The organism is Rugosimonospora africana (assembly GCF_016862975.1).
In the GTDB taxonomy this organism is placed as follows: domain Bacteria; phylum Actinomycetota; class Actinomycetes; order Mycobacteriales; family Micromonosporaceae; genus Rugosimonospora; species Rugosimonospora africana.
Window position 1 is genome coordinate 38,088 of the sequence record NZ_BONZ01000033.1, and the last position, 23,283, is coordinate 61,370.

The 23,283-nt window shown below is 71.6% G+C and carries 20 protein-coding genes; 6 read left to right on the forward strand and 14 right to left on the reverse strand.

Features of this window, described 5'->3' with window-relative positions; genetic code table 11:
* The first annotated feature begins 57 nt into the window (after window positions 1-57).
* The 3 genes from Raf01_RS17590 (at window position 58) to Raf01_RS17600 (ending at window position 4,769) form a co-directional block, all read left to right on the forward strand.
* Window positions 58-855 (forward strand): LLM class flavin-dependent oxidoreductase, encoded by a 798-nt coding sequence (locus tag Raf01_RS17590; protein WP_203918992.1) that lies wholly within the window; start codon window positions 58-60, stop codon window positions 853-855.
* A gap of 160 nt (window positions 856-1,015) precedes the next feature.
* Window positions 1,016-4,309, forward strand: coding sequence for a beta-galactosidase (locus Raf01_RS17595; RefSeq protein ID WP_203918993.1), 3,294 nt, complete (start codon window positions 1,016-1,018; stop codon window positions 4,307-4,309).
* A gap of 10 nt (window positions 4,310-4,319) precedes the next feature.
* The gene (locus tag Raf01_RS17600; RefSeq protein ID WP_203918994.1) at window positions 4,320-4,769 is read left to right on the forward strand and encodes an HIT family protein; all 450 of its coding nucleotides are present in this window, start codon (window positions 4,320-4,322) and stop codon (window positions 4,767-4,769) included.
* 63 nt (window positions 4,770-4,832) lie between these two features.
* Here Raf01_RS17600 and Raf01_RS17605 read toward each other — a convergent pair whose 3' ends face one another.
* The 4 genes from Raf01_RS17605 to Raf01_RS17620 form a co-directional block, all read right to left on the reverse strand.
* The gene (locus tag Raf01_RS17605; RefSeq protein ID WP_444544547.1) at window positions 4,833-6,299 is read right to left on the reverse strand and encodes an FAD-dependent monooxygenase; all 1,467 of its coding nucleotides are present in this window, start codon (window positions 6,297-6,299) and stop codon (window positions 4,833-4,835) included.
* 108 nt (window positions 6,300-6,407) lie between these two features.
* On the reverse strand, window positions 6,408-7,715 hold the full coding sequence (locus Raf01_RS17610; RefSeq protein ID WP_203919010.1) for an RNA polymerase sigma factor: 1,308 nt from the start codon (window positions 7,713-7,715) through the stop codon (window positions 6,408-6,410).
* Window positions 7,716-7,909: 194 nt separating this feature from the next.
* Entirely contained in the window at window positions 7,910-8,233 is a 324-nt protein-coding gene (locus tag Raf01_RS17615) for a YciI family protein (RefSeq protein WP_203918996.1), read from the reverse strand.
* Between the two features lie 3 nt (window positions 8,234-8,236).
* Window positions 8,237-8,575, reverse strand: coding sequence for a YciI family protein (locus Raf01_RS17620; protein ID WP_239133687.1), 339 nt, complete (start codon window positions 8,573-8,575; stop codon window positions 8,237-8,239).
* Between the two features lie 188 nt (window positions 8,576-8,763).
* Between Raf01_RS17620 and Raf01_RS17625 the strand changes: the two genes are divergently transcribed.
* Window positions 8,764-9,447, forward strand: a complete 684-nt coding sequence (locus tag Raf01_RS17625; RefSeq protein WP_203918997.1) for a response regulator — start codon at window positions 8,764-8,766, stop codon at window positions 9,445-9,447.
* A gap of 30 nt (window positions 9,448-9,477) precedes the next feature.
* Here the strand turns inward: Raf01_RS17625 and Raf01_RS17630 are convergent, their stop codons facing one another.
* The 6 genes from Raf01_RS17630 to Raf01_RS17655 all read right to left on the reverse strand — a co-directional run bounded on the left by Raf01_RS17630 (window position 9,478) and on the right by Raf01_RS17655 (window position 16,756).
* Complete coding sequence (locus tag Raf01_RS17630; protein ID WP_203918998.1) at window positions 9,478-10,191, reverse strand: response regulator transcription factor; 714 nt, start codon at window positions 10,189-10,191, stop codon at window positions 9,478-9,480.
* The gene (locus Raf01_RS17635) at window positions 10,169-11,893 is read right to left on the reverse strand and encodes a sensor histidine kinase (protein ID WP_203918999.1); all 1,725 of its coding nucleotides are present in this window, start codon (window positions 11,891-11,893) and stop codon (window positions 10,169-10,171) included. Before Raf01_RS17635 ends, Raf01_RS17630 begins: the two co-directional genes overlap by 23 nt.
* Before the next feature lie 382 nt (window positions 11,894-12,275).
* Window positions 12,276-12,806, reverse strand: a complete 531-nt coding sequence (locus Raf01_RS17640; protein ID WP_203919000.1) for a potassium-transporting ATPase subunit C — start codon at window positions 12,804-12,806, stop codon at window positions 12,276-12,278.
* Window positions 12,806-14,899 carry a potassium-transporting ATPase subunit KdpB gene (gene kdpB / locus Raf01_RS17645; protein WP_239133688.1) on the reverse strand — a complete coding sequence of 698 codons (2,094 nt, stop codon included), beginning with the start codon at window positions 14,897-14,899 and terminating at the stop codon, window positions 12,806-12,808. Before kdpB ends, Raf01_RS17640 begins: the two co-directional genes overlap by 1 nt.
* A 76-nt stretch (window positions 14,900-14,975) precedes the next feature.
* Window positions 14,976-16,667 carry a potassium-transporting ATPase subunit KdpA gene (kdpA, locus tag Raf01_RS17650; protein ID WP_203919001.1) on the reverse strand — a complete coding sequence of 564 codons (1,692 nt, stop codon included), beginning with the start codon at window positions 16,665-16,667 and terminating at the stop codon, window positions 14,976-14,978.
* Window positions 16,664-16,756 (reverse strand): potassium-transporting ATPase subunit F, encoded by a 93-nt coding sequence (locus Raf01_RS17655; protein ID WP_203919002.1) that lies wholly within the window; start codon window positions 16,754-16,756, stop codon window positions 16,664-16,666. The genes kdpA and Raf01_RS17655 overlap by 4 nt, the downstream gene beginning before the upstream one ends.
* Before the next feature lie 216 nt (window positions 16,757-16,972).
* Here Raf01_RS17655 and Raf01_RS17660 point away from each other — a divergent pair, with 216 nt between their 5' ends.
* On the forward strand, window positions 16,973-17,854 hold the full coding sequence (locus Raf01_RS17660) for an oxidoreductase (protein WP_239133689.1): 882 nt from the start codon (window positions 16,973-16,975) through the stop codon (window positions 17,852-17,854).
* A 37-nt stretch (window positions 17,855-17,891) separates the two neighbouring features.
* On the opposite strand, the gene Raf01_RS17665 is transcribed toward Raf01_RS17660, so the two are convergent.
* Window positions 17,892-19,478 carry a GlnX family signal transduction membrane protein gene (locus tag Raf01_RS17665; RefSeq protein WP_203919003.1) on the reverse strand — a complete coding sequence of 529 codons (1,587 nt, stop codon included), beginning with the start codon at window positions 19,476-19,478 and terminating at the stop codon, window positions 17,892-17,894.
* A 361-nt stretch (window positions 19,479-19,839) separates the two neighbouring features.
* A complete protein-coding gene (locus tag Raf01_RS17670) occupies window positions 19,840-20,655 on the reverse strand; it encodes a hypothetical protein (protein WP_203919004.1) in 816 nt (271 codons plus the stop codon).
* 240 nt (window positions 20,656-20,895) lie between these two features.
* Between Raf01_RS17670 and Raf01_RS17675 the strand changes: the two genes are divergently transcribed.
* Complete coding sequence (locus Raf01_RS17675; RefSeq protein ID WP_203919005.1) at window positions 20,896-21,765, forward strand: SDR family NAD(P)-dependent oxidoreductase; 870 nt, start codon at window positions 20,896-20,898, stop codon at window positions 21,763-21,765.
* A gap of 147 nt (window positions 21,766-21,912) precedes the next feature.
* On the opposite strand, the gene Raf01_RS17680 is transcribed toward Raf01_RS17675, so the two are convergent.
* Together Raf01_RS17680 and Raf01_RS17685 are read right to left on the reverse strand one after the other, a co-directional pair.
* On the reverse strand, window positions 21,913-22,851 hold the full coding sequence (locus Raf01_RS17680; RefSeq protein WP_203919006.1) for an alpha/beta hydrolase: 939 nt from the start codon (window positions 22,849-22,851) through the stop codon (window positions 21,913-21,915).
* Between the two features lie 4 nt (window positions 22,852-22,855).
* Window positions 22,856-23,035 carry a hypothetical protein gene (locus Raf01_RS17685; RefSeq protein WP_203919007.1) on the reverse strand — a complete coding sequence of 60 codons (180 nt, stop codon included), beginning with the start codon at window positions 23,033-23,035 and terminating at the stop codon, window positions 22,856-22,858.
* Window positions 23,036-23,283 lie beyond the last annotated feature (248 nt).

Genomic DNA, 23,283 nt, shown 5'->3' on the forward strand with positions numbered 1-23,283 from the left:
AAGCGCGGAACGGGCGTCGAGCGGGGTGGGCGGTGCGTGCGGTTATCGTTGTCCGGCATGGATCTGCGGTACGCGGTCGGGCTGCCCGTCGTCGGCGAGTTCGGTGATGTCCACACGCTGGTCGAGCTGGCGGTCGCCGCGCAGCGGCACGGCTGGGACGGCGTCTATCTGTGGGATCACGTGCTCTACCACGAGTCCGGATGGCCGGTCGCCAGTCCGGTCGTGGCCGCCTCGGCGATCGCCGCCGCGACCGACCGGCTGCGCGTCATCATGGCCGTGAACCTGCCGCGCCGCCAGATCCTCGACGTCGCGCGGGACACCGCCACCATCGACGCGCTGTCCGGCCGGCGGCTCACCGTGCTGGCCGTGCTCGGCTCGATGGAGCGCGAGTACACCGACGGCGGGCTGGACGCCGACCCGCGCACCCGTGGCCGCGCTCTCGACGAACGCCTGACCCGGCTGCGCGACCTGTGGGCCGAGTGGGACGTGCCCCGCGTCCCGGTCTGGTGCGGCGGCCGGTGGCCACGCCGTGCCGGACTGCGGCGGGCGGCGCGGTGCGACGGCGCGATGCCCACGTTCGAGGGCCTGTGGCCGCCCGGCACGGTGCCGGTCGACCGGTTCGCGGCGGCCGCCTCGTTCGTGCGCGATCTGGCCCCGGGTCCACTCGACATCGCGGTCGAGGGCAGCACCGCCGGGCCGGCGGAGGCCGCGCTGGTCGCGCCGTACGCCGCGGCGGGACTGACCTGGTGGGTCGAGGCGCTCGGCTGGTGGCGGGGCGACCTGCGCGCGGCGGCGGCCCGGATCGCCGCCGGCCCGCCGGCAGCGGGGCGAGATCCAGGCCCTCGACACGGGTGAGATCCAGGCCCGGGCGCGGTGGGGCATCCACCCCCAGGCGACCCCGGCCAGGCGACGTCGACAAATGGAAATCCATGGGTGGACCTGTTGACTCCACGCATCGAAACTGGTCACGATACGACAGACTCGAACGGTGCGTCCGGCGGAAAGGGTTTTCCCCATGGGCTTCGTCCGGAAAGCGGGAGCCGCCGTCAGCGCGGCCGCGCTGGTTGTCGTCGGGCTCGTCGCCGGGCCGGCCCCGGCGCATCCGCCCGCCGGTGCGCACCCGCACACCGTCACCTGGGACCAGTACTCGCTGATGGTCGACGGCCGGCGCACCCCGGTGTGGTCCGGCGAGTTCCACCCGTTCCGGCTGCCCAGCCCGAGCCTGTGGAACGACGTCCTGGAGAAGATGAAGGCCGAGGGCTACACCGCCGTCTCGCTGTACTTCGACTGGGGCTACCACTCCCCCGCGCCCGGCGCCTACGACTTCACCGGCGTGCGCGACATGGACCGGGTGCTCGACGACGCCGCCCGGATCGGGCTGTATGTCATCGCCCGGCCAGGCCCATACATCAACGGCGAGGTGGACGCCGGCGGGTTCCCCGGCTGGCTGACCACGCAGGCCGGCAGGGCGCGCACGAACGCCCCGGACTACCTCGCGGCCACCGACGAGTGGCAGAGCCAGATCGACGCCGTCGTGGCCCGGCACCAGCTCACCAACGGCACCGGGACCGTTCTGGCGTACCAGATCGAGAACGAACTCGCGTCGACCAGCAGCGCCGAGCGCGACTACCTCGACCACCTGGACGCCAAGGCGAAAGCCGACGGCATCACCGTGCCCATCTTCACCAACGACAAGGGCCGCAACGGGTACTGGGTGCCGGCCGGCTCCACCGTGCCGGGCACCGTACCGGGGCCGGTCGACCTGTACTCCTTCGACGGCTACCCGGGCGGCACCTGCCACACCGACGGCACGGTCGGCGGCCCGTCCGCCGCGCCGGACTGGGGCATCTGGGGACCCGGTGGCGCGAAGGGCGGCGCGAGCGCGTCGGACACCAGCCCCGGGTTCACCGCGGAGTTCGGCGGCGGCTGGTTCGACTACTGGGGCAGCGTCGGCACGTACCCGTGCACGGCGGTGCGCCAGGGTCCGGGATACGAGCGGGTGTTCTACGAGACGAACATCGCCAACCGGCTCACCATGCAGAACTTCTACATGACCTTCGGTGGCACGTCGTGGGGCTGGCTGCCGGCGCCGGTCGTCTACACCTCGTACGACTACGGCGCGGCGATCGACGAGGCGCGGCAACTGCGGCCGAAGGCCACCGCGATGAGGCCGATCGGGTACTTCCTGCAGAGCGTCACGCCGATCCTGCGGGTGGACGCCGGCACGCCGGTCACCCCGTCCAACCCGAAGATCAAGGTGTACCACGACGTGAACGCGCAGACCGGCACCCAGTTCTTCATCGCCAGCCACAACCCATCCAGCGCCACGACCGACGACGCCTTCACGTTCCCGATCAGCACCCCGGACGGCGACTACACGCTGTCCTCCCGGCTGAACGGGCAGGACGCGAAGACCCTCGTCGCCGACTACGACCTCGGCGACGCCGCGCACCTGGTGTACTCCACCTCGGAGATCGAGACCCTGTTCCCGCGCGACGGCGGGGAGCTGGCGCTGCTGTACGGGCGCGACGGCGAACCCGGGCAGACCGTCCTGCGGTACCGCGACGCCCCCACGGTACGGGTGCTCGCCGGCACCGTGGACAGCGCGTACGACGCCGCCACCGGCGACCTGACGCTGAACTACACGCACACCGGACTGGCCCAGGTGAGCGTCACCGGCGGCGGCCGGCCGCCACTGCTGCTGTTGCTGGCCGACCAGAGCACCGCGGACACCCTGTGGCGCCAGGACACCGCGGCCGGCACGGTGCTGGAGCGCGGACCGGAACTGGTCCGGGCGGCGCAGGCGCACGGCGGCACGCTCGCGCTGACCGGCGACACGTCCACCGCGCAGCCGCTGGAGATCTGGGCGCCGGCCGGGGTGCACGCGGTGACCTGGAACGGTGCTCGCACACCGGTGCGCCGCTCCGCCTCCGGTACGCTGATCGCGCGCGACGACCTGCCCGGCCCGGCACCGGTGAAGCTGCCCGACCTGTCGAAGGCCACCTGGCACTACGCCGCCGAATCCCCCGAGGCGCAGCCCGGCTTCGACGACTCCGCCTGGGCGGTGGCCGACAAGACGACGACCAACAGCACCACCAAGCCACCGGCCGGCGCGCCCGTGCTGACCGCCGACGACTACGGCTTCCACCACGGCGACGTCTGGTACCGGGGCAGCTACACCGTGACCGGCACCGGTCCGGCCACGGTCAGCCTGCGCTACGGAGGCGGCGGCGCCGGGCTGCTCCAGGCGTGGCTCGACGGCACCTACCTCGGCCAGAACGAGCTCCCCAACGCGGTCGCGTCGCCGCCGACCACCGGGACCGCGACGTTCGACGTACCGGCCGGCCTGGCCACCCCCGGCACGCACGAGCTGTCGGTGATGGTGCGCGACGACGGGCACAACGAGGACGGCGGCGTGAACGACGCCCAGAAGGAGGGCCGGGGCCTGATCTCGGCGGGCTTCGCCGACCCGGCCGGCGCACCGCTGGCGCTCGCGCCGATCTGGAAGGTGCAGGGCAACCAGGGCGGCGAGCAGATCACCGACACGGTCCGCGGCGCGGTCAACAACGGCGGGCTCTACGGCGAGCGGGCCGGCTGGTACCTGCCCGGCTACCCGGACGCCGGCTGGTCCACCCGTACCGTGCCGGACACCGCGTCGGCCGCCGGCACGGCGTGGTACCGCACCGCGTTCTCCGTGAACGTACCGGCCGCCGACGACGCGTCGCTGGGGCTGACGATCGGCGACCCGGCCGTACCGCAGTCGCCGACCGCGCACTACCGGGCGCTGATCTTCGTCAACGGCTGGAACCTGGGCCAGTACGTGTCCGACGCCGGTCCGCAGCACACGTTCGTCATCCCGAACGGCGTGCTGAACCCGCACGGCGCCAACACCGTCGCGCTGGCCGTCACCGCCGACGGCGCACCGGCCTCGGCCCTGGAGTCGGTCGCGCTGACCAATCTCGGCACGGTACGCGGCGGGGTTCCGGTGGCGATGGACTTCTCGCCCGGGTACGCGCCACCGTCGCCGCGTCTGCCCGACCGGGTGCGGGCGGTGGCCGGTACGCCGGTCACCGAGACGGCGACGGTCACGGTACCGGCGGACGCCCGGGGCGCGGCCCTGACCGCCACCCTCGACTGGGGCGACGGCAGCGTGTCGGCGGGCGTACCGGTGACCGGCGGCACGGTCACCGCCACGCACACCTACGCGCGTCCAGGTACGCACCGGGTGACCGTCCGGCTCGACGACGCGTACGGCTCCGGCCGGCTCGCCTCGGCCACCGGTACCGTGCGGGTCTCGCCGCACCGGTAGCCTCGCGATCATGGACTGCGTCTCCTGCGCCGGCAACGACCGGTTCGACACGCTGCCGCCCCGGGAACGGGTGGCGGCGGACGCCGAATGGCGGGTGGCACACGCGCTGGACTCGGCGCTGCCCGGCTGGCTGGTGCTGCTGCCGCGCCGGCACGTCGAGTCGATCGCCGAGCTGACCGACGCCGAGGCGGCGAGCCTGGGCGTCTGGCAGGTACGGCTGTCCCGGGCGCTGCGCGAGGTGACCGGCTGCCCGAAGACGTACGTGGTGCAGTTCGCCGAGAGCGAACGGTTCCACCACGTGCACTTTCACGTGGTGCCTCGGGCCGCCGACCCGCCCGGTGACCGGCGCGGGGTGGGCGTGTTCGGGTACCTCGGCGCGCCGGCGGAGCAGCAGGTGTCCGAACGGCGCCGGGACGAGCTGGCCGGGGCGCTGGCGGCCCACCTGCGGGCCGGCGAGTAGGCCTACGGCCCCGGCCCCGGCCGGGTTAACTCCGGCGCGGAGTCCTGGCGGTGCCGGATGGGGTCAGGCCCCGGCCGGCGCTCCACAATGGACGGTGAGTGCCTCGCGGACCGCGTCGTCGAGGGCCGGCCCGCGGGTCACGTCGGTGGCCCAGGCCACGTACCCGTCCGGGCGCACCAGCGTGGTGGGCGCTTCCGCCGCGGGCGTCGCCGCGTACACCCGGCGCGCCCAACCCGCCGCCGCCTGGCCCGCGCCCGGCGGGCCGAGCAGCACGAACGTGCCGCCGCGCAACGCCTGGTACAGCCGGTCGACCGGCCGCCCGTCGCCGGCGAGCAGGACGTCCGCGGCACGGGTGCCGGTCAGCGGGTGCGACCCGTGCGGGGCGGGATAGGCGACACCGATGCTGGACAGCGCGCCGGCCGCCTTGCGGGCGATCGGGCCGATGCGCATCGCGGTGCCTCCGATGGAGTTGCGCGCGGCCCGCTCGATCCGCGACTGGATCATGGCGAGCCTGATCAGCGCACCGCTGCTGCGCAGCACCGCCCGTCCCACCCGGTGGCGCTCGGCGTGGTAGCTGTCCAGCAGCCCGGCCGGTGCCCAGCCCCGCACCGCGGCGGCGAGCTTCCAGCCGAGGTTGGCCGCGTCCTGGATGCCGGTGTTCATGCCCTGGCCGCCGGCCGGCGAGTGGACGTGCGCCGCGTCGCCGGCGAGGAACACCCGGCCGACCCGGTAGTTGGGCACCTGCCGCTCGTCGCTGTGGAACCGGGACATCCACCGCGGGTCGTGCATGCCGAAGTCGACGCCCAGCGCGCGCTTCGTGACGTCCCGGACCTCCTCGAACGACAGCGGCGCGTGATCCGGCTGCGGGTTGCGCCGGTCCCAGGCGAAGATCCGGTACCACCCGTCGCCGAACGGCGCGACGAACGCGAAGCAGTCGCCGACCGCGTTGACCGACAGCACATCCGCCGGCGGCTCGGCCAGCCGCACGTCGGCCAGCATGATGGAGGTGATGATCGGGGCTCCCGGGAACGGCAGGCCGAGCGCCTGGCGCACCCGGGAGTTCGCCCCGTCGGTCCCGACCGCATACGACGCCCGGACCGTCTGACCCGACGCGGTCCGCAGCTCGACGCCGGTCGCGTCCTGGCTGAGGCCGGTCACCTGGACCTCGCGCAGCAGCGTCGCGCCGAGCCCCTCCGCCCGCCGCCGCAGCAGCGTCTCGACGTGGTACTGCGGCGTGATCAGCAGGTACGGGAAGCGGCTGGGTACGATGCCCAGGTCGACGTCGACCCGGTCGAACAGGCGCAGCCGGCGGATCGGCGCACCCGTGGTGATCAGTTCGTCGGCGAGTCCCCGCGCGTCGAGCAGTTCGAGCGTGCGGGCGTGCACGCCGAAGGCGCGGGTGAGGTTGGACTCCTCCCCGCGACGCTCCAGCACGGTGGTGCGCACTCCGGCAGCGGCCAGGTCGCCGGCGAGTGTCAGGCCGGCCGGGCCGGCGCCGACGATCGCCACCTCTGTCTCCGCGGGAACCAGATCAGTGTCCATAGGTCGGGGTCTCCTACGCCTGTGGGCCAACGCTCGTTGACGAGGCTATGGCAGCGCCGCCGGTCCGTCAACGTACGTTGGCCTACAGTCGTTGGCCTACTCGCTCGGCGGCGCCGCATCCGTCGTCGTGTCCACCGCCGGCCGCACCACCGGCCGCGCCACCGACTCCGGCGCGACCTCGGACAGCCGCCGGGCGAGGTAGCGGCGCTCGCTGTCGGTCGGCGCGAGCACCAGCGCCTCCCGGTATGCCGCTGCCGCCTGGTCGGTGCGGCCCAACCGGCGCAGCAGGTCCGCGCGGGTGGCGGGCAGCAGGTGGTACCCGGACAGCGCGCCGGCCGCCCCCAGCGCGTCGACCAGGGCGAGCCCGGCCTCGGCACCGTCGGCCATGGCCACCGCCACCGCCCGGTTGAGTTCCACCACCGGCGAAGGGGCGAGCCGCGCCAACTCCCCGTACAGCCCGGCGATCTGCGCCCAGTCGGTCTGGGCGGGATCGGCTGCGTTGGCGTGGCACGCGGCGATGGCCGCCTGCACCTGGTACGGGCCGGGTGTGCCCCGCACGAGTACCGCGTCGAGGATCCGCAACCCCTCGTCGATCTCGTCCCGGTCCCACGCCGTGCGGTCCTGGTGCTCCAGAGTCACCACGTCGCCCGCCGCGTCGATCCGGGCCGCGCGCCGGGAGTCGTTGAGCAGCATCAGCGCCAGCAGCCCGTGCGCCTCCGGCTCGGCCGGCATGGTCTCGACCAGGACCCGGGCCAGCCGGATCGCTTCGGCGGACAGCGACTGCCGGGTCAGGTCCGGCCCGGCGCTGGCCGAGTAGCCCTCGTTGAACAGCAGGTACAGCACGCCGAGCACGGCCTCGGTGCGCTCCGGCAGCAGGCGGGCCGGCGGCACCCGGTACGGGATGCCGGCGTTCCGGATCTTGCGCTTCGCCCGGACCAGTCGCTGCGCCATGGCCGGTTCCGGGATCAGGAACGCCCGGGCGATCTCGGCGGTGGTCAACCCGGCGAGGGTACGCAGGGTCAGCGCGACCCGTGCCTCCAGTGGCAGCGCCGGGTGGCAGCAGGTGAACATCAGGCGCAGCCGGTCGTCGGGTACCGGGTCGTCGTCGGGTACCGGTGCCTCCTCCGGCGGCTCCGGGGGCGGCTGCGCCCCCGGTACCGTCACCGCCAGCGCACGCAACCGGGCGGCCTCGACCGCGCCGCGCCGCAGCCGATCCAGCGCCCGGTTACGCGCGGTGGTACTCAGCCACGCCCCGGGACGGAGCGGCACACCGTCCCGGGGCCAGCGAACCAGCGCCTGCGCGAAGGCGTCCTGCGCGCACTCCTCCGCGAGGTCCCAGTCGCCGGTCAGCCGGATCAGGGTGGCCACCACCCGGCCCCACTCCGAGCGGAACGCCTCGGTCACCGCGGCCCGGACCGCACACTCACCGGCGCCGGCCCGCCCGGCCGAGGCGTCCTCGACCGGGGCAGGCTCGGCCGCAGCGGCATCCTCGGCCTCGTCGTTGATCGGGGCAGGCTCGGCGGCGACCTCGACCGGGGCGTCTCCGGCCCCGGCGTCTCGGACCGCGGCGTCCTCGACCGCGGCGTCGGCGTCCCCGCTCACTCGTCCGTCCAGATCGGGCGCAACTCGATGGCCCCGAACGTGGCCACCGGATGCTTCGAGGCCACCTCGATCGCCTCGGCCAGGTCGGCGCACTCGATCACGTCGTACCCCGCGACCAGCTCTTTGGTCTCCGCGAACGGCCCGTCGGCGACCAGGCGCCCGCTCTCGCGTACCGTCGTGGCGTCGCTCGTCGGCCGCAACTGGCTGCCTTCCAGGCGCACTCCGCGGGAGTGCATCTCGTCCAGCCAGGACTCGATCGGGTTCGCGTCCGGGCTCGGCGACAGCGACGGGTCGTTGCAGACCAGCATCAGGTACTTCACCGCTCAGCCCTCCCAGAACGGTCGGATCTCGACCGGGTACCGGGCGGCGGCGGGATGCCCGCCGGCCACCTCGATCGCCTCGTCGAGGTCGGCACACTCGATGATCTCGTACCCCCCGATCTGCTCCTTGGTCTCCGCGAACGGCCCGTCGGCGACCAGCGTCTCGCCGCCGCGCACCCGGACCGTCACGGCCTCGGACGGCGGCCGCAGGCGCACCCCCCGATGCGGTATCCCGCGCTCGCTCAAGCCGCGCTCCCACTCGATGAACTCGGGCATGGCCACGATCTCGGCCGGGCCCGGCGACGGCGCACCGTCATCACATATCCACAGCATGTAGCGCATCTGTCGGTTCCTGTCCCTTTCTCCGGCGGTTCGTCGTGCGGCCCGCGGGCCGCTTCATCTTCACGACGCGGCGGTACGCCGAAATCGACCGCCCCACCCCCGGAAATCTTCGACCGTTCACCGATCCTCCACCGACCCCCGCCGCCGTTTCACCTCGCGGCCACCGTGCCGGGCGCCACGCTGGCACAATGACCCGGGTCCTCGTCGTCGACTCCGAACCGCAGATCCTCCGCCTGCTGCGTATCAACCTGACCGCCCGGCGGTACGAGGTGCTGACCGCCCGCACCGGCCGGGCCGCGCTGCGCGCCACCGCCGACCACCACCCCGACCTGGTCGTGCTGGACCTCGGCCTGCCCGACATCGACGGTGTGCAGGTCATCCACCAACTGCGCGCCTGGACCACGGTACCCATCCTGGTGGTGTCCTGGCGCACCGGCAGCCACGACAAGGTCGACGCGCTGGACGCCGGGGCCGACGACTACGTCACGAAGCCGTTCAGCGTCGACGAACTGCTCGCCCGCGTCCGCTCGGTCGGTCGCCGGCAGACCGGCGACGGGCACCCGACGTCGGTGCGCATCGGCCGCTTCGACGTCGACCTGGAACGGCGCCGGGTGGACGCCACCGACGGCGCGGCCGGCGACGTGCACCTCACACCGACCGAGTGGCGGCTGCTCGAGGCGCTGGTCACCAGGCCGGGGAAGCTGATGCGGCAGCGCCAGTTGCTGGAGCAGATCTGGGGCCCGATGTGCCGGGGCGAGACGCAGTACCTGCGCCAGTACATGGCCCAGCTGCGCCGCAAGTTCGAGGCGGAGCCGGCCCGTCCGAGGCACCTGCTCACCGAGCCCGGCATGGGGTACCGTTTCCAGCCCTGACGGCCGTTGCCCAGCTTGCCCAACGCTTGGTCAGGGGACGGGCGTGGCCGCGGGCGGTTCGCCGCCGGCGACCGCCAGGCGGTAGCCGACCGACGGGTCGTTCTCGAGAAACAGCCCCTGCTCGTCGTGGAGCTTGCGCCGGATGCGGTACGCGTACACCTTCAGGTAGCGCAGTTCCCGGGCGTAGGCCGAACCCCAGACGTTCTCCAGGATCATGCGCCGGGTGCAGATCTTCCCGGCGTGCCGGGCGAGGTACGCCAGGAACTCGAACTCCTTCGGCGTCAGGTCGACCGGGCGGCCGTCGAAGGTCGCCTGGTAGTGCACGAGATCCAGCCACAGCCGTCCGGCGCGCAGCTCGGTGGTCTGGTCGTCGACCGTGCCGGCGGTGTGGTGGCGCAGCGCGACCCGTACCCGCGCGTCCAGTTCTCGCATGCCGAACGGCTTGGTCATGTAGTCGTCGGCGCCGCCGTCGAGCGCCTCCACCTTGCGGTCCTCGGAACCGTCGGCGGACAGCACGACGACCGGCACGTCGCTCCAGGTGCGGATGCGGCGGCACACCTCCAGGCCGTCGAGGTCGGGCAGGCCGAGATCCAGGACGATCACGTCCGGTGGGTGCAGCGCGACCTCGTCGAGGGCGTCTCTGCCGGCGCCGGCGGTGCGGGCCTCGTGCCCGAGCGCGTGCAGGCCGACGCGGCACGCGTTGAGCAGGTCGGTGTCGTCGTCAACGATGAGGATGCGGGGCACCCTGGGCCTCCTCGGTCGGTGTCTGTTCCCGGGCCGGCGCGGTCCTCTGCCGCGGCGGCTGTGCTCTGGGCGGCTGCGCCTTGGTCCGCGGCTGTGTCTCGGGCGCCTGTGCCCCGGGTCGCGGCTGTGTCCCGGGCGGCTGTGTTCCGGGTCGCGGCTGTGTCCCGGGCGGCTGTGTTCCGGGTCGCGGCTGTGTTCCGGGTCGCGGCTGTGTTCCGGGCGGGGTCGCGGGGTTCTCGTCGGGCAGGGCCTCCGCGACGGCCAGGGTGAAACAGAACCGGGCGCCGCCTCCCGGTGCGTCCTCGACCCAGATGCGCTGCCCGTGCGCCTCGATGAATGCCTTGGCGATGGTCAGGCCGAGCCCGGTTCCGGCGTCGCCCCGGCGGCGGTGGAACAGTCCGAAGATCTCACCCCGCCGGTCGGGGGAGACTCCGGGACCGTGGTCGGTGACCGAGACCGTCACCGTACCGGCGCCGGTCGACCGGCCGCCGATGGTGACCGGGGTGTCCCGGGGGGCGTACCGGCCGGCGTTCTCCAGCAGGTTGGTGAGCACCCGGGCGGTGAGGACCAGGTCGACGTCCACCGGCGGCAGCCCGGCCGGGATGTCGACCACCGGCGCGCGTACCCGGGAGGCCGGCGGCAGATCCCGCAGCACCCCGGCCACCAACTCCCCCACCGTGGTCACCGTGGACCGGGGTCGCAGCACGCCGGCCTGAACCCGGCTCATGTCCAGCAGATTCGTCACCAGCGCGGCCAGCCGGTCGGCCTGGGCGTCGATGAGCCCGGCGAGTTCGGTACGCGCCCCGGGCCCGATGTCGAGTTCCGGGTCGGCGAGTACCGAGGAGGATGCCTTGATAGACGCGAGCGGCGCCCGCAGGTCGTGGGACACCGCGGCGACCAGCATCCGGGCCAGCCGCTCGACCTCCTCAGTGACCTCCGCACGCAGTGCGTGCTCGCGCAACTGAGCCCGCTCGATGGCAAGCGCCACCTGGTTGGCGAACAGCAGCAGCGGCTCCCGCTCCTGCTCGGCCAGCCGCTTGCCGGACACCACCAGCAGGCCGACCGGGCGTCCGGCCGCGATGAGCGCGAGCACGAACGAGTCCCGGTGCCGGGACAGCGGCGTGTCCAGGCTGGTCAGCTCTCCGGGGACGGGTACCAGCCGGGTGCGGTCCTCGACGGTCAGCGGCGCGCCGGCGGTGGCCACGATGTCCAGCCGGTCGCCCCTGGGCAGCAGCAGGGCGACCTGGCGCGCGTCGAACACGTCGCGCAGCGTGTCGACGATGGTCGACAGCAACTCGTCGAACGGCCGGTCCTCGACCAGATGGCCGGACAACTCGAACAGCTCGCGGATCTGGATCCCCCGCTGCCGGGCCTTGGCCCGCGCGACGTTGAGCCCGGAGACCACCTTGGCGACCGGGAGCATCACGGCGGCGTACACGCCCAGTGCCGTCCAGTTCTCCGCCGCGCCGACGTTCAGGGTCAGGTACGGCGGGATGAACAGCAGATCGTACACGAGGAAGCCGCCGGCCACGCCCACCACCCCGGCGAAGAAGCCGCCGAGGACGACCCCGAGCACGACCGGTACGACGAGAACCAGCGCACAGGTCGCGATCGTCAGGTGGTCGCGCAGCGGCAGCATCCCGGCCGCGAGCGCGGCGGTGCTGCCCAGCGCCGCGAGCGAGCCGGCCACGTTGTGCCGCACCGTCGTGTCCGTGTCCGGCCGTCCCTTCCTGTTCCGCTGTCCCTTCGCGTCGGGCCGTCCCCTCGCGTCGGGCCGTCCCCTCGTGTCGGGCCGTCCCTCGTGTCCCGCACAGACGGGACCGCCGGCGTGGCGGCTGAGCCGCTGCCGCGCCGGCGGAGAACCGCTTTTCGCTATCGTCCGTCGTTTCCGGCCACCGGTGTGGCGACCGTGTGCGGGCTCACGCCGGCAACCATGACATCCCTACGCCTGCTTGACGACTTCCTGACGGCGCCGCGATTTCCTGGGGCGCCACGGTCTCCTGGGGCCGGTCTTCTGGGGCCTCACGCGCTTCTGGGGCCCCAGGATCTCCCGAGCGGGCCGCCAGGGCGGCCCACTCGGGTGCTCACGTCAGCGCGGCAAGCGCCACGTTGAGCTCCAGGACATTAACGTGCGAAGCGCCGAGGAACCCGTACTGCGGCCCGGAGACGTGGTCCGCCACCAACTGCCGTACCCGATCCTCCGGAAGGTTGCGGGACTTGGCCACGGAGGCCACCTGGGCGTACGCGTCGTCCGGAGAGATGTCCGGATCGACCCCGCTGCCCGAGGCGGTCACCAGGCCGGAGGTTGGCGTGATGCCCTCCTTCTTCAACGCGTCAATCTGCTTCTTGACCTTGTCGGAGAGCTCCTGGGACCGGGGGCCCAGGTTCGAGCCGCCGGTGGCGGTCGGGTCGTCGCCGTCACGGCGGCCCTGGAACCACTGCGGACCCGACCAGGTCTGCCCGATCCGCGTCGAACCGTTGGCCGTCAGCGAGCCGTTCGCCTTGTCGTGGAACAGCAGTTGCCCGATGCCTGTCGTGGCCAGCGGGTACGCCAGTCCGAGGAGTACGAAGAAGGCGAGCGAGACGACGACTGCCCGCCGGAGGCTGACCCACATCAGAACGCCCCTATCGCGGTGAGAATGAGGTCGATGAGCTTGATGAAGATGAACGGCGCGATGAGACCACCGAGCCCGTAGATGAGCACGTTCCGGCGCAGGATCGCCGACGCGCTCGACGGCCGGAAGCGCACGCCGCGCAGGGCCAGGGGAATCAGCGCGATGATGACCAGGGCGTTGAAGATGACCGCGGACAACACCGCACTCTGCGGGCTGTGCAGGCCCATGATGTTCAGCTTGTGCAGCTGCGGGTAGGTCGACACGAACAGCGCCGGGATGATGGCGAAGTACTTCGCCACGTCATTGGCGATGGAGAACGTGGTCAACGCACCGCGGGTGATGAGCAGCTGCTTGCCGATCTCCACGACGTCGATGAGCTTGGTGGGGTTGGAGTCCAGGTCCACCATGTTGCCGGCCTCTTTCGCGGCCGTCGTACCCATGTTCATCGCCACGCCCACGTCCGCCTGTGCCAGCGCCGGCGCGTCGTTGGTGCCGTCACCGGTCATCGCGACGAGCTTGCCGCCCTCCTGCTCCTTCTTGATGAGCTGGAGCTTGGCCTCCGGGGTGGCCTCGGCGAGGTAGTCGTCGACGCCGGCCTCCTGGGCGATCGCTGCCGCGGTGAGCGGGTTGTCGCCGGTGATCATCACGGTACGGATGCCGATCGAGCGCAGCTGTTCGAACCGTTCCGTGATGCCCTGCTTGACGACGTCCTTGAGTTCGACGACGCCGAGTACACGTGCGCCGTCGGAGACCACCAGCGGCGTGGAACCCGCCCGCGCGACCCGCTCGACGATCTGGTCCAGTTCGCCGGGTGCGCTGCCACCCTGTTCGGTGACCCAGCGCTTCACCGCGTCGGCCGCGCCCTTGCGGATCTGCCGCCCGTCGGCGTCCAGCCCGGACATCCGGGTCGTCGCGCTGAACGGCACGAAGACGTGCCCGGGCCCCAGCTCGCGCTCCCGCAACCCGTACTCCTGCTTGGCCAGCACCACGATGGACCGCCCCTCGGGTGTCTCGTCCGCCAGCGACGCCAGCTGGGCGGCGTCGGCCAGGTCCTGCTCGCTGCTGCCGCCGACCGGATAGAACGTCGAGGCCATCCGGTTGCCCATGGTGATGGTCCCGGTCTTGTCGAGCAGCAGCGTCTGGACGTCGCCGGCGGCCTCGACCGCCCGGCCGCTCATGGCCAGCACGTTGCGTTGCACGAGCCGGTCCATGCCGGCGATGCCGATCGCCGACAGCAGCGCGCCGATGGTGGTGGGGATCAGGCACACGATGAGGGCGACGAGCACGATGACCGACACGCTCGCCCCGGCGAAGATGCCGAACGGCTGGAGCACCACCACGACCGGGACGAAGATGATGGTCAGCGCGGCGAGCAGGATGGTGAGCGCGACCTCGTTCGGCGTCTTCTGCCGCTTCGCACCCTCGACGAGGTTGATCATCCGGTCGAGGAACGTCTGGCCGGGCTCGGCGCTGATGCGCACGAGGATGCGGTCGGACAACACCTTCGTGCCGCCGGTGACCGCGGACCGGTCGCTGCCGGCCTCGCGGATCACCGGGGCCGACTCGCCCGTGATGGCGGACTCGTCGATCGACGCGACACCTTCGGTGATCTCCCCGTCGGAGGGGATGACATCTCCGGCCTCGCACACCACCAGGTCGCCGACGGCAAGGTCCGCCGCCGGTACCCGGTGCTCGGCGCCGCCGGCGTCCAACCGGCGCGCGTCGGTGTGTTCACGCGTCTTGCGCAGGGTGTCGGCCTGTGCCTTGCCGCGCCCCTCAGCCATCGCCTCGGCGAAGTTGGCGAACAGCACGGTGAGCAGCAGCCAGACGAAGACCGCCCAGGCGAACGCGCTGGAGTGCGCGACCGACTCGATGAGCGTCACCACCGTGCCGATGAGTACGACGAACATCACCGGATTTTTCAGCTGCACCCGGGGGTCCAGCTTGCGGAACGCGTCGATCGTCGCCTGGCGCAGGATCGCACCGTCGAACAGGCTCCGCTTGTTCAACACGCCATGCGGTCCCTGCCCGCCACCGGTGTGCTGCGCCTGTGGCTGGGATCGGTTCATTTCGAGGATCTCGTTGTCGGGCATCAGAAAACCCCTCCGCGACCGAGCCGGCTGGCGACCCGAGCACGCAAGTCATTGATAGTCGTGTATATGTTGAGCATCAGAAGAGTCTCCCGCCACTGAACTGTTCGACGATCGGGCCTAGCGAGACGGCCGGGAAGAACGTCAGCGCGCCGACGATGAGCACGATCCCGAGCAGCAGGACCGCGAACATCGGCTTGTCCGTGCGGAAGGTGCCCAGTGATGCCGGTACGACCTGCTTGGCGGCCAGACTGCCGGCCAGCGCCAGGACCGGGATGATCATCCCGAAGCGGCCCAGGAGCAGACCGATGGTGCCGGTGATGTTGTAGAAGGGCGTGTTGGCGCTCAGGCCACCGAACCCGGAACCGTTGTTGTTCGTCTGCGAGGTGTACGCGTAGAGGATCTCGGAGAAGCCGTGCGGTCCGGCGTTGAGCGGCCCGACCCGGCCCGCGTGTACCGACACCGCGATCGCGGTCAGCACCAGCACGGTGATCGGCATGACCAGTACGCCCAGGGCGGCCAGCTTCACCTCCCTGGCCTGTATCTTCTTGCCGAGATACTCCGGTGTTCGACCGACCATCAACCCGCCGATGAACACGGTGATGACGGCGAACAGCAGGATCCCGTACAGGCCGGTGCCGACCCCTCCGGGGCTCACCTCACCGAGCATCATCCCGGTGAGCATCGCGCCCCCGCCGATGGCCGTGTAAGAGTCGGCCGCCGAGTCGACGCTTCCGGTCGAGGTCTGGGTGGAGGTGATGTTATAGAGCGCCGAACTGGGCGCGCCGAATCTGGTCTCCTTGCCCTCCATGTTCCCGGTCGGTTGCTCGGTCACGCCCGCGGCCGCCACGGCCGGGTTGCCCTGGTGCTCGGCCACCGTGGCCATCGTCAGCCAGCCGCCGAACAGCACCGTCATCACGGCCAGGATCGCCACACCCTGGCGGACGCTGAACACCATCTTGCCGAAGGTGTAGGTCAACGCGACCGGAATGCACAGGATCAGAATGATGGACAGGAAGTTCGTCAGACCCGAGGGGTTCTCGAACGGGCCCGCGCCGTTGGCGTTGAAGAACCCACCGCCGTTCGTACCGAGCTGCTTGATCACCTCTTGCGAGGCGATCGGGCCCCGCGGCAGGGTCTGGTCCACACCGGTGAGCGCGTTGTGCACGTGCGCCGGGCCGGACAGCGTCTCCAGCGCACCCTGGCCGATGAACACGATGGCGGCGACGAACGCGATGGGCAGCAGGACGTACAGGTTGCTGCGCACGAAGTCGACCCAGAAGTTGCCGATCGTCTTCGATCCCCTGCGGGCGAAGCCGCGAATGAGCGCGACCGCGACCGCGATGCCGACGGCGGCGCTCAGGAAGTTCTGGAGCGCCAGCACGCCCATCTGGGAGAGATAACTCATCGTCGTCTCACCCGAGTACGCCTGCCAGTTCGTGTTGGTCACGAACGACACCACCGTGTTCCACGCGGTGTCTTCCCGGACAGCGCCGAAGTGCTGCGGGTTGAACGGCAGGTGACCCTGCAACCGGAAGATGCCGTAGCCGAACAGCAACGCGACGCCGGTGAACATGGTCACCGACACCGCGTACCGCTGCCAGCTCTGCTCGGATTCCGGATCAACCTTGAGCAACCGGTACAGCGGTCGCTCCACAAAGGACAGCCAGGTGGACCGGCCGTTGAACACGGTCACCATGTACGCCCCGAGGAATCGCCAGCAGATGGCCAGCACGACCACGAACGCGACGATCGTCCACGCGAAGCTCATGAGAATTTCTCCGCCTTGAATAGCGCGACGCCCAGATAGACGAACACGGCGAGCGACAGGATCAGCAGGAGTCCGTCGGTGACACTCACACCCGCTCCAGTCCCCGGATCAGGCCGAGCATCGCGACGACGAACGCGACGACCCCGACGACAACCAGAAAATCAGCCATATCGGCAGCGTGACGGGTCGGCCGGTGGCGGCGCGGTGAACGGGGCGCGGGCGCCGGTGGAGGATCGGTGAATGGCGCGGGTTCTGCCGCCGGAGGCGGATGATCACGTCTCGGGCGGCTGTGGCAGGCTCACGTCATGACCGCCCTCATGACCACCGCGTCGTCCGCGGGTACCTGGCAGCTCGGCGACCGTACGGTCAACCGGCTCGGCTTCGGCGCGATGCGCCTGACCAGTAACGCGGACGGAACCCCGAGCGACCGCGACCGCGCCATCACCGTGCTGCGCCGCGCGGTCGACCTCGGCGTCAACCACATCGACACCGCGGCCTTCTACTTCTCCCCGCTGCGCTCTGCGAACGAGCTGATCAACCGGGCGTTGTACCCGTACCCGGACGACCTGGTGATCACCACCAAGGTGGGGCCGGGACGGGATCCGTCGGGCAATTTTCTACCCGCCGCCCGGCCGGAGCAGTTGCGCGGACAGGTCGAAGAGAACCTCCGCCAGCTCGGCCGCGACCACCTCGACGTGGTCAACCTGCGGATCGGCGCCGGGCTGGAGCGGGGCAGCGGTTCGCTAGCCGACCGCTTCGGCGCGCTCGCCGAGTTGCGCGACGCCGGGCTGATCCGCCACCTCGGCATCTCGAACGTGAGTCTTGAGCACCTGGCCGAGGCGCAGACCATCGCGCCGGTGGTCTGCGTACAGAACCAGTACGGCCTGGGCACCCGCCGGGAGGACGACGAACTCGTGCGCGTCTGCGGCGAGCAGGGGGTGGCCTTCGTACCGTTCTTCGCCATCGCCGGCACCGGTGAGAGCCCGGCGGTGCTCGCCGTCGCCCAGGCACACGATGCGACCCCGGCGCAGGTGAGGCTGGCCTGGACGCTGCACCGCGGGCCGCACGTGCTGGCCATCCCGGGTACCGGCGATCCCGAGCACCTGGTCGAGAACGTGGCCGCGGGTGCGCTGCGGCTGTCACCGGACGAGCTGGCTCTCCTCGACTCGAGGGGTGCCGAAGGCTAGGCCGGCACCGCCGGTACCGCGCGCGACGGCGGTGGGCTCAGCGGTACTCGATGAGGCGCGGTCTGACCCCGACGGCCAGCAGCGCGAGTATCACCGCACACCCGATCCACAGCGCGACCGTGCGACCGGCGAGTTCGCGCTGGCCGTCGGCGATAGCCCGGTCGAAGGCGCGTTGGTTGACGGCGATGAGCGCGGCCAGCGACTGGTCGTACTGGTCGAACGCGTAGTTCGATCCGCCCGGCGCGTAGCTGGTACACAGCGCGATGGCGTCGCCGCGCCGGCCGCTGGTGGCGAGGTCGCGGATGCGGCGGTCGTCGAGCTGATAGGTCTGGAGGCGCCGCAGGGTGGTCTGCGCCGCGGCGCGTTCGCCGGTGAACGTGATGTTGCGGAACTCGGTGCCGAACAGTCCGTTCCACCCGACGTCGTCGTGGTCGCGCTGGTAGGCCGCGAGCGCGGCGGCGAAGTCCCGGTCCCAGGTCACGAGCGTCGCGTCCGGGAGGTCCGCGAGCTGTTGCGTCTTGGTGAGAAACGCTTGCTGGTACTGGGCGGCCAACGCGGGATCGACGAGGTACCGGCTCTCGTCCGCGTTCGCGTCGTAGCTGACCGCCCGCGCCCGGCTCAGTGCCAGGATGGAGTCGAATGCGTTCTTCTTCGCCACCGTCAGGTGCCCCGCCTCGCTCGACAGCAACCCGACGCTCAATGCGACTCCGGCGACGGCGAGCACCGTCGCCCCGGCCAGGACCGGGTTCAGCAGCCGGCGGAATCGGCGCGCGAGGTACAGCTGAAGGACGAGAAGCACGACGACCAAAGCCGTCCCGATGACCGCGACGAGAACGCGCTCGACCCCGATCCTGCCGCGCTGCGCCTCGTAGCTGGCCTCCAGCGTCTGCCCGTGACGGTCGGTCAGTTGACGGGCGGCCGGCAGCAGTTGAGCCCTGAGCAGGTCGGTGGCCTGCCGGTACTGTGCCAGGGTGGCGGCCGATGGTTGGCCGGCGGGGTGGGGTGTCTGCTGGTCGAGCAGGATCGTCCGCGCGGCAAGCGCCTCGTAGCTGCCGAGGCGGTCGAGCACCTCATCGATCGTCTGCCGGCTGCCCGGATCGGTGGCGGCCGAGGCCGCCTGCCGGATGTCGTGGTCGACCTGCTGGCGTCGCTGCTCGTAGATGCGCAGTGCCTCGGCGCGGCTGACGCCGAGGTTCTGCTGGTCGCCGACCAACAACACGTTGGCCACCTGGGCGTCCATGTCATTGAGCGCGAAATACAGGTCAGAGGTGGCCACCACTTCCGGGCCGGCGCGGTGGCCGATCGTGACGAGTCCATTGTTCTCGTGGCGGATCTCGACGGTGAGCAGGACGGACAGTGCGACCGTGGTCAGGGCCACGGTCGCGGCCAGCTGCCAGATCCGGGTGGGAGGATGTCCCCGGTGGCGCGGGGTAGCGCGACGGAGTGTCCCCCGACGTGATGCGCCCGGTCCCGGACCGTCGCCGGATTCCGCGGTCGCCCCGCGTGACGCCGATACGCCGGGCTCGGGCAGCGTGCCGGGCCCGGGCAGCGTGCCCGGCCCGGACAGCGTGCCCGGCCCGGACAGCCGCGGCGCGGTGACGGAGTCGGAAGAGTCGATGCTCACCGGGACGATCGTGACGGCGGCGGACAGGTGCGCCAAGAGGCGTTGACGGAAAAACTACGCGCGCACAACAGCGGTTTGACGCCTCATGGTTTTCGATGCGCCGTACTTGACGTGCCACGACATTGATGTGCCACGACTTTGGTGCCACGGGTTCGGCGCGGCGTACGTCTTTGCTCCGGCATGGGCTTTAAAACGGCATGGGCTTCGACGCGGCACGGCTGTTTCGCGGCACGGGCTGTTTCGCGGCACGGGCTGTTTCGCGCCGGCCGGCGCACGCAGCCCCGGATCGGTTGACGCCGAGGCACCCGCACCGCAGGTCTCGAAGGGGACGGTCAAGGCGTCCGGGCGCACGGCTGAGCGGTCATGGCAGGCGCGGTCCGGGCTTCGCGGTGTACCCCGCCTCGGCGGTACCCAGCGGGTGGTGGCGCGACGCGCGCCGGGCGCCTGATGCCCCGGAACGGGATCGTGCCGGCCCTCGAACCCCCGACCCGCTACCGGCGTCCTGCCGGATGCCGGCCTCCGCGGCGGTGCCGGTGCCCCGCGCGGTATCAGCAGGCCCGGCCCCAACCCCGGCAGCGGCTTTCCCCGTGCCGGCCGCGATATCGGCCTCCATCGCGGCCTCAGCGTCCGCGGCGGCAGCACCGGACCTACCAGCGACAGCACCGGCGTCACCCGCGGCTCCAACCTCGGATCCGCGAGCAGCGGACCTACCAACGCCGGGAGCGGCGTCGCCTGCGGCCTCAATCTCGGATTCGCCAGCACCGGACCTACCAGCGACGGCGCCCACGGCAGCAACCCCGGATCCGGCAATGGCGGCGGCGCCGGCGGGCCAGGTTCGGACCAGGCCGGCGATGGTGGCGCGCGTCCGCCAGTAGCACAGCCCGCCAACCGCGAACAGCGCGACGACCGCCGCCGCGGTGCCCGACGCGATCGTGGCCACGGGCCAGTGCCGTGCTCCGGCAAGCGCGCTCGTCACCCCGGCCAGCACGCACGCGGCGGCCACGACGTGAACGTGGTAGCGGCGGTTTGACGCGACGATCCCGGCGTCACCGACAAGCTCGGCCGGTATCCGGACGCCGAACGGACGCGCCGGTCCCAGCAGCGCCGGCAGGTGCCACAGAGCGGACACGGCTCCCAGCGCCGCGGCCGCCACCATGACCCAGAACGCGACCATCACGCGACTCGGTGTGACGCGGCCGGCCCGGACTGCTCATACATCCTGAAGACGCTACCCACCGCCACGACGCGCGAAGCGCTCCCAAGGTGTCAATAATTCGTTGCGAATCGGTGCGCCCCGCATCGCGCGTAAAAACGGTGTAGAGATCGCCCCGTCCCCTTGCACCCGGCGCCGCCCGCCTTGTTGACTGGCAAAGCGTTACTGGCCTACGGCCGCCCCCGGTACCGATCGGGACTGAACATGCTCACTCACGCACGAACCCGCCGTGTCGCTCTCGTCACCGGCGCCACCCACGGCATCGGTTACCAGGTCGCCCGAGGGCTGGCCGAGGACGGCGCCACCGTGATCGTGCACGCCCGTACCCACGAGGACGCCTATCTCGCGATGTCCGGTCTCCTCGAATCGGGCGTCGATCCGCTGCTGTTCCGGTCCGAGGTCGCCGATTTCACGCGTCTTTCCGACGTGCGGGCGCTGGCCGCGCGCATCATCTCCGAACACGGGCGCGTCGACCTGCTCGTCAACAACGCCGCCGTGATCGGAGACACCCGGCGCGTCGTCACCGGGGACGGGTACGAGTCGACGTTCCAGGTGAACTACCTCGCGCACTACCTGCTCACCCGGCTGTTGTGGCGAAGCCTCCGGGACGCACCGCACGGGCGCGTGGTGAGCGTCTCGTCCGCCGTGCACCGTGGCGCCCATGTCGGGTGGGGCGAGTCGGACCGATCGACGCGGCACGCGCCGGTCGCCGCGTACGCCCAGTCAAAGCTCGCGCTCACCATGCTGACCCAGGCGGTGGCGACCCGGGCATCGGGCGGCATGACCGCGGTCAGCGTGCATCCCGGCGTCATCGCCACCGGCACGATGCGCAGGGTGTACGGAACCTACGGCGCGCCGGTCGCGGACGGTGCGGAGGCGGTACTGCGCTTGTGCGCCGCGTCGAGTGCGGTGCGCAACGGCGGCTACTACGAGGGCAGGATGCTCGCGATGCCCTCGGCGCTCGCTCAGGATCCGGGATCCGTGGACCGGCTGTGGCGGCTGTCCGCGCGCATGGCGCACTTCGCGGGTGATCCGGCCGAACAGGCCGCGACCACTCTCGCCTCCGCCCGGTGACCGCGCCGCATCGGCGCTGAATCCGCGTCCCGCTCCGTCATCGGGCGTGGCGCAGCGTTCACAGCCGCTCACCGGGCGTGTCCCGGGTATCTCACACGTGTGCGCCGGCCGCCCACCGGCCATGGCTGCGACATCCGCGACCGCGCGTCACCAGCCGTGCGTCTTGAGAAAGGCCGCGCACCGCTGTGTCCAGTCGCTCACCACCGGTACGTCCTCGGCAAGCCCGAGGCCGTGCGGGCCGTGCGGATAGATGTGCAATTCGTGCGGTACGCCTTGACGGGTCAACGCGTCCGCGAGCACCTGAGCGTTCGCCGCGTCCACGACTGGATCGTCCGCGGTATGCCACACGAACATCGGCGGACTCGCCGTCGTGACCCGGTTTTCGATGGACACCCGCTGGCGCAGCGCCCCGTCCGGGTCGGGCCCGAGCAGGCTGTGCATGGACGACTCGTGTACCGGACCGACCATGCTCACCACCGGGTAGCAGAGGACGGCCAGCCCCGGGCGCGGGTCCTCGCCGTCGATCGGGTCAGCGTCGCCGTGCCGCGTGCCCTCGGCTTCCGACGACCGCGTAGGCCCGGCATCCGACGAGCGCGTGGCCCCAGCATCCGGCGAGTCGGCCGTGCCAGGGCCGGACGCGTCGAGGCCCTCCGTCGTGGCGGCGCCACCAGGCCCGGAGTCGACGGCATCAGGGCCGGAGTCGCCGGCCGTGGCGAGCAGCCCGGCAAGGTGCCCTCCGGCGGAGAACCCGAGAACGCCGACCCTGCCGGGATCGATGCCGAACCGGTCCACGTGGCGGCGGAGGTACCGGATCGCCCGCTGCCCGTCGAGCAGCGGCACCGGGTACCGGTACGGCGCGACCCGGTACCGCAGGACGAACGCGGCCACACCCAGGGAGTTGAGCCACCGGGCGACCGGGGCGCCCTCATGCTCGGCGTGCCTGGCGTACCCGCCGCCCGGCAGGACCAGGACAGCGGGTGACGGCTGCGGCCCCGGGATGGTGAACGCCGTCAGGGTCGGCCGGTCGGCCTCACCGGTACCGGTGGCGTACGGCGCCGCCTGCCACAGGTCGAACTCCTCGATCACCTGGTCAGCCCCGCGATCCGGTACGACCGGCGCTGACGTCTCCGCTCACGCTGACCCCTCCGGCCACGTCGATGGTCCCGCCGGCGACGGTTTCCCGGTCGGCGACGGCGCTTCCGATCGGGTAGTGACTGGCAGTCAGACCCGCGCGGACAGCGGGCGGTTCGAAGATCATGGAATTCGGCACGGCTGGCATCGTAGCGATCGACTCCCGCGGTCGCCTCCGCGGCCCGACCAATCAACGTGTTAATGTCTCAAGGCTTCGTCCGCGAGGCGACCGCCTCGTCCACGGCGTGGTATCACGCACGGGCCTCAGAGACGCCCGTGCCGCGGATGCTCATCGTCGAGCATGCGAATGGGAGAGCGAGCCCATGACCGAGCGCCGGCTCGAACGGCAGCGCACCGGCGCGGGACGGGCGCGATCGGTCGGACGAC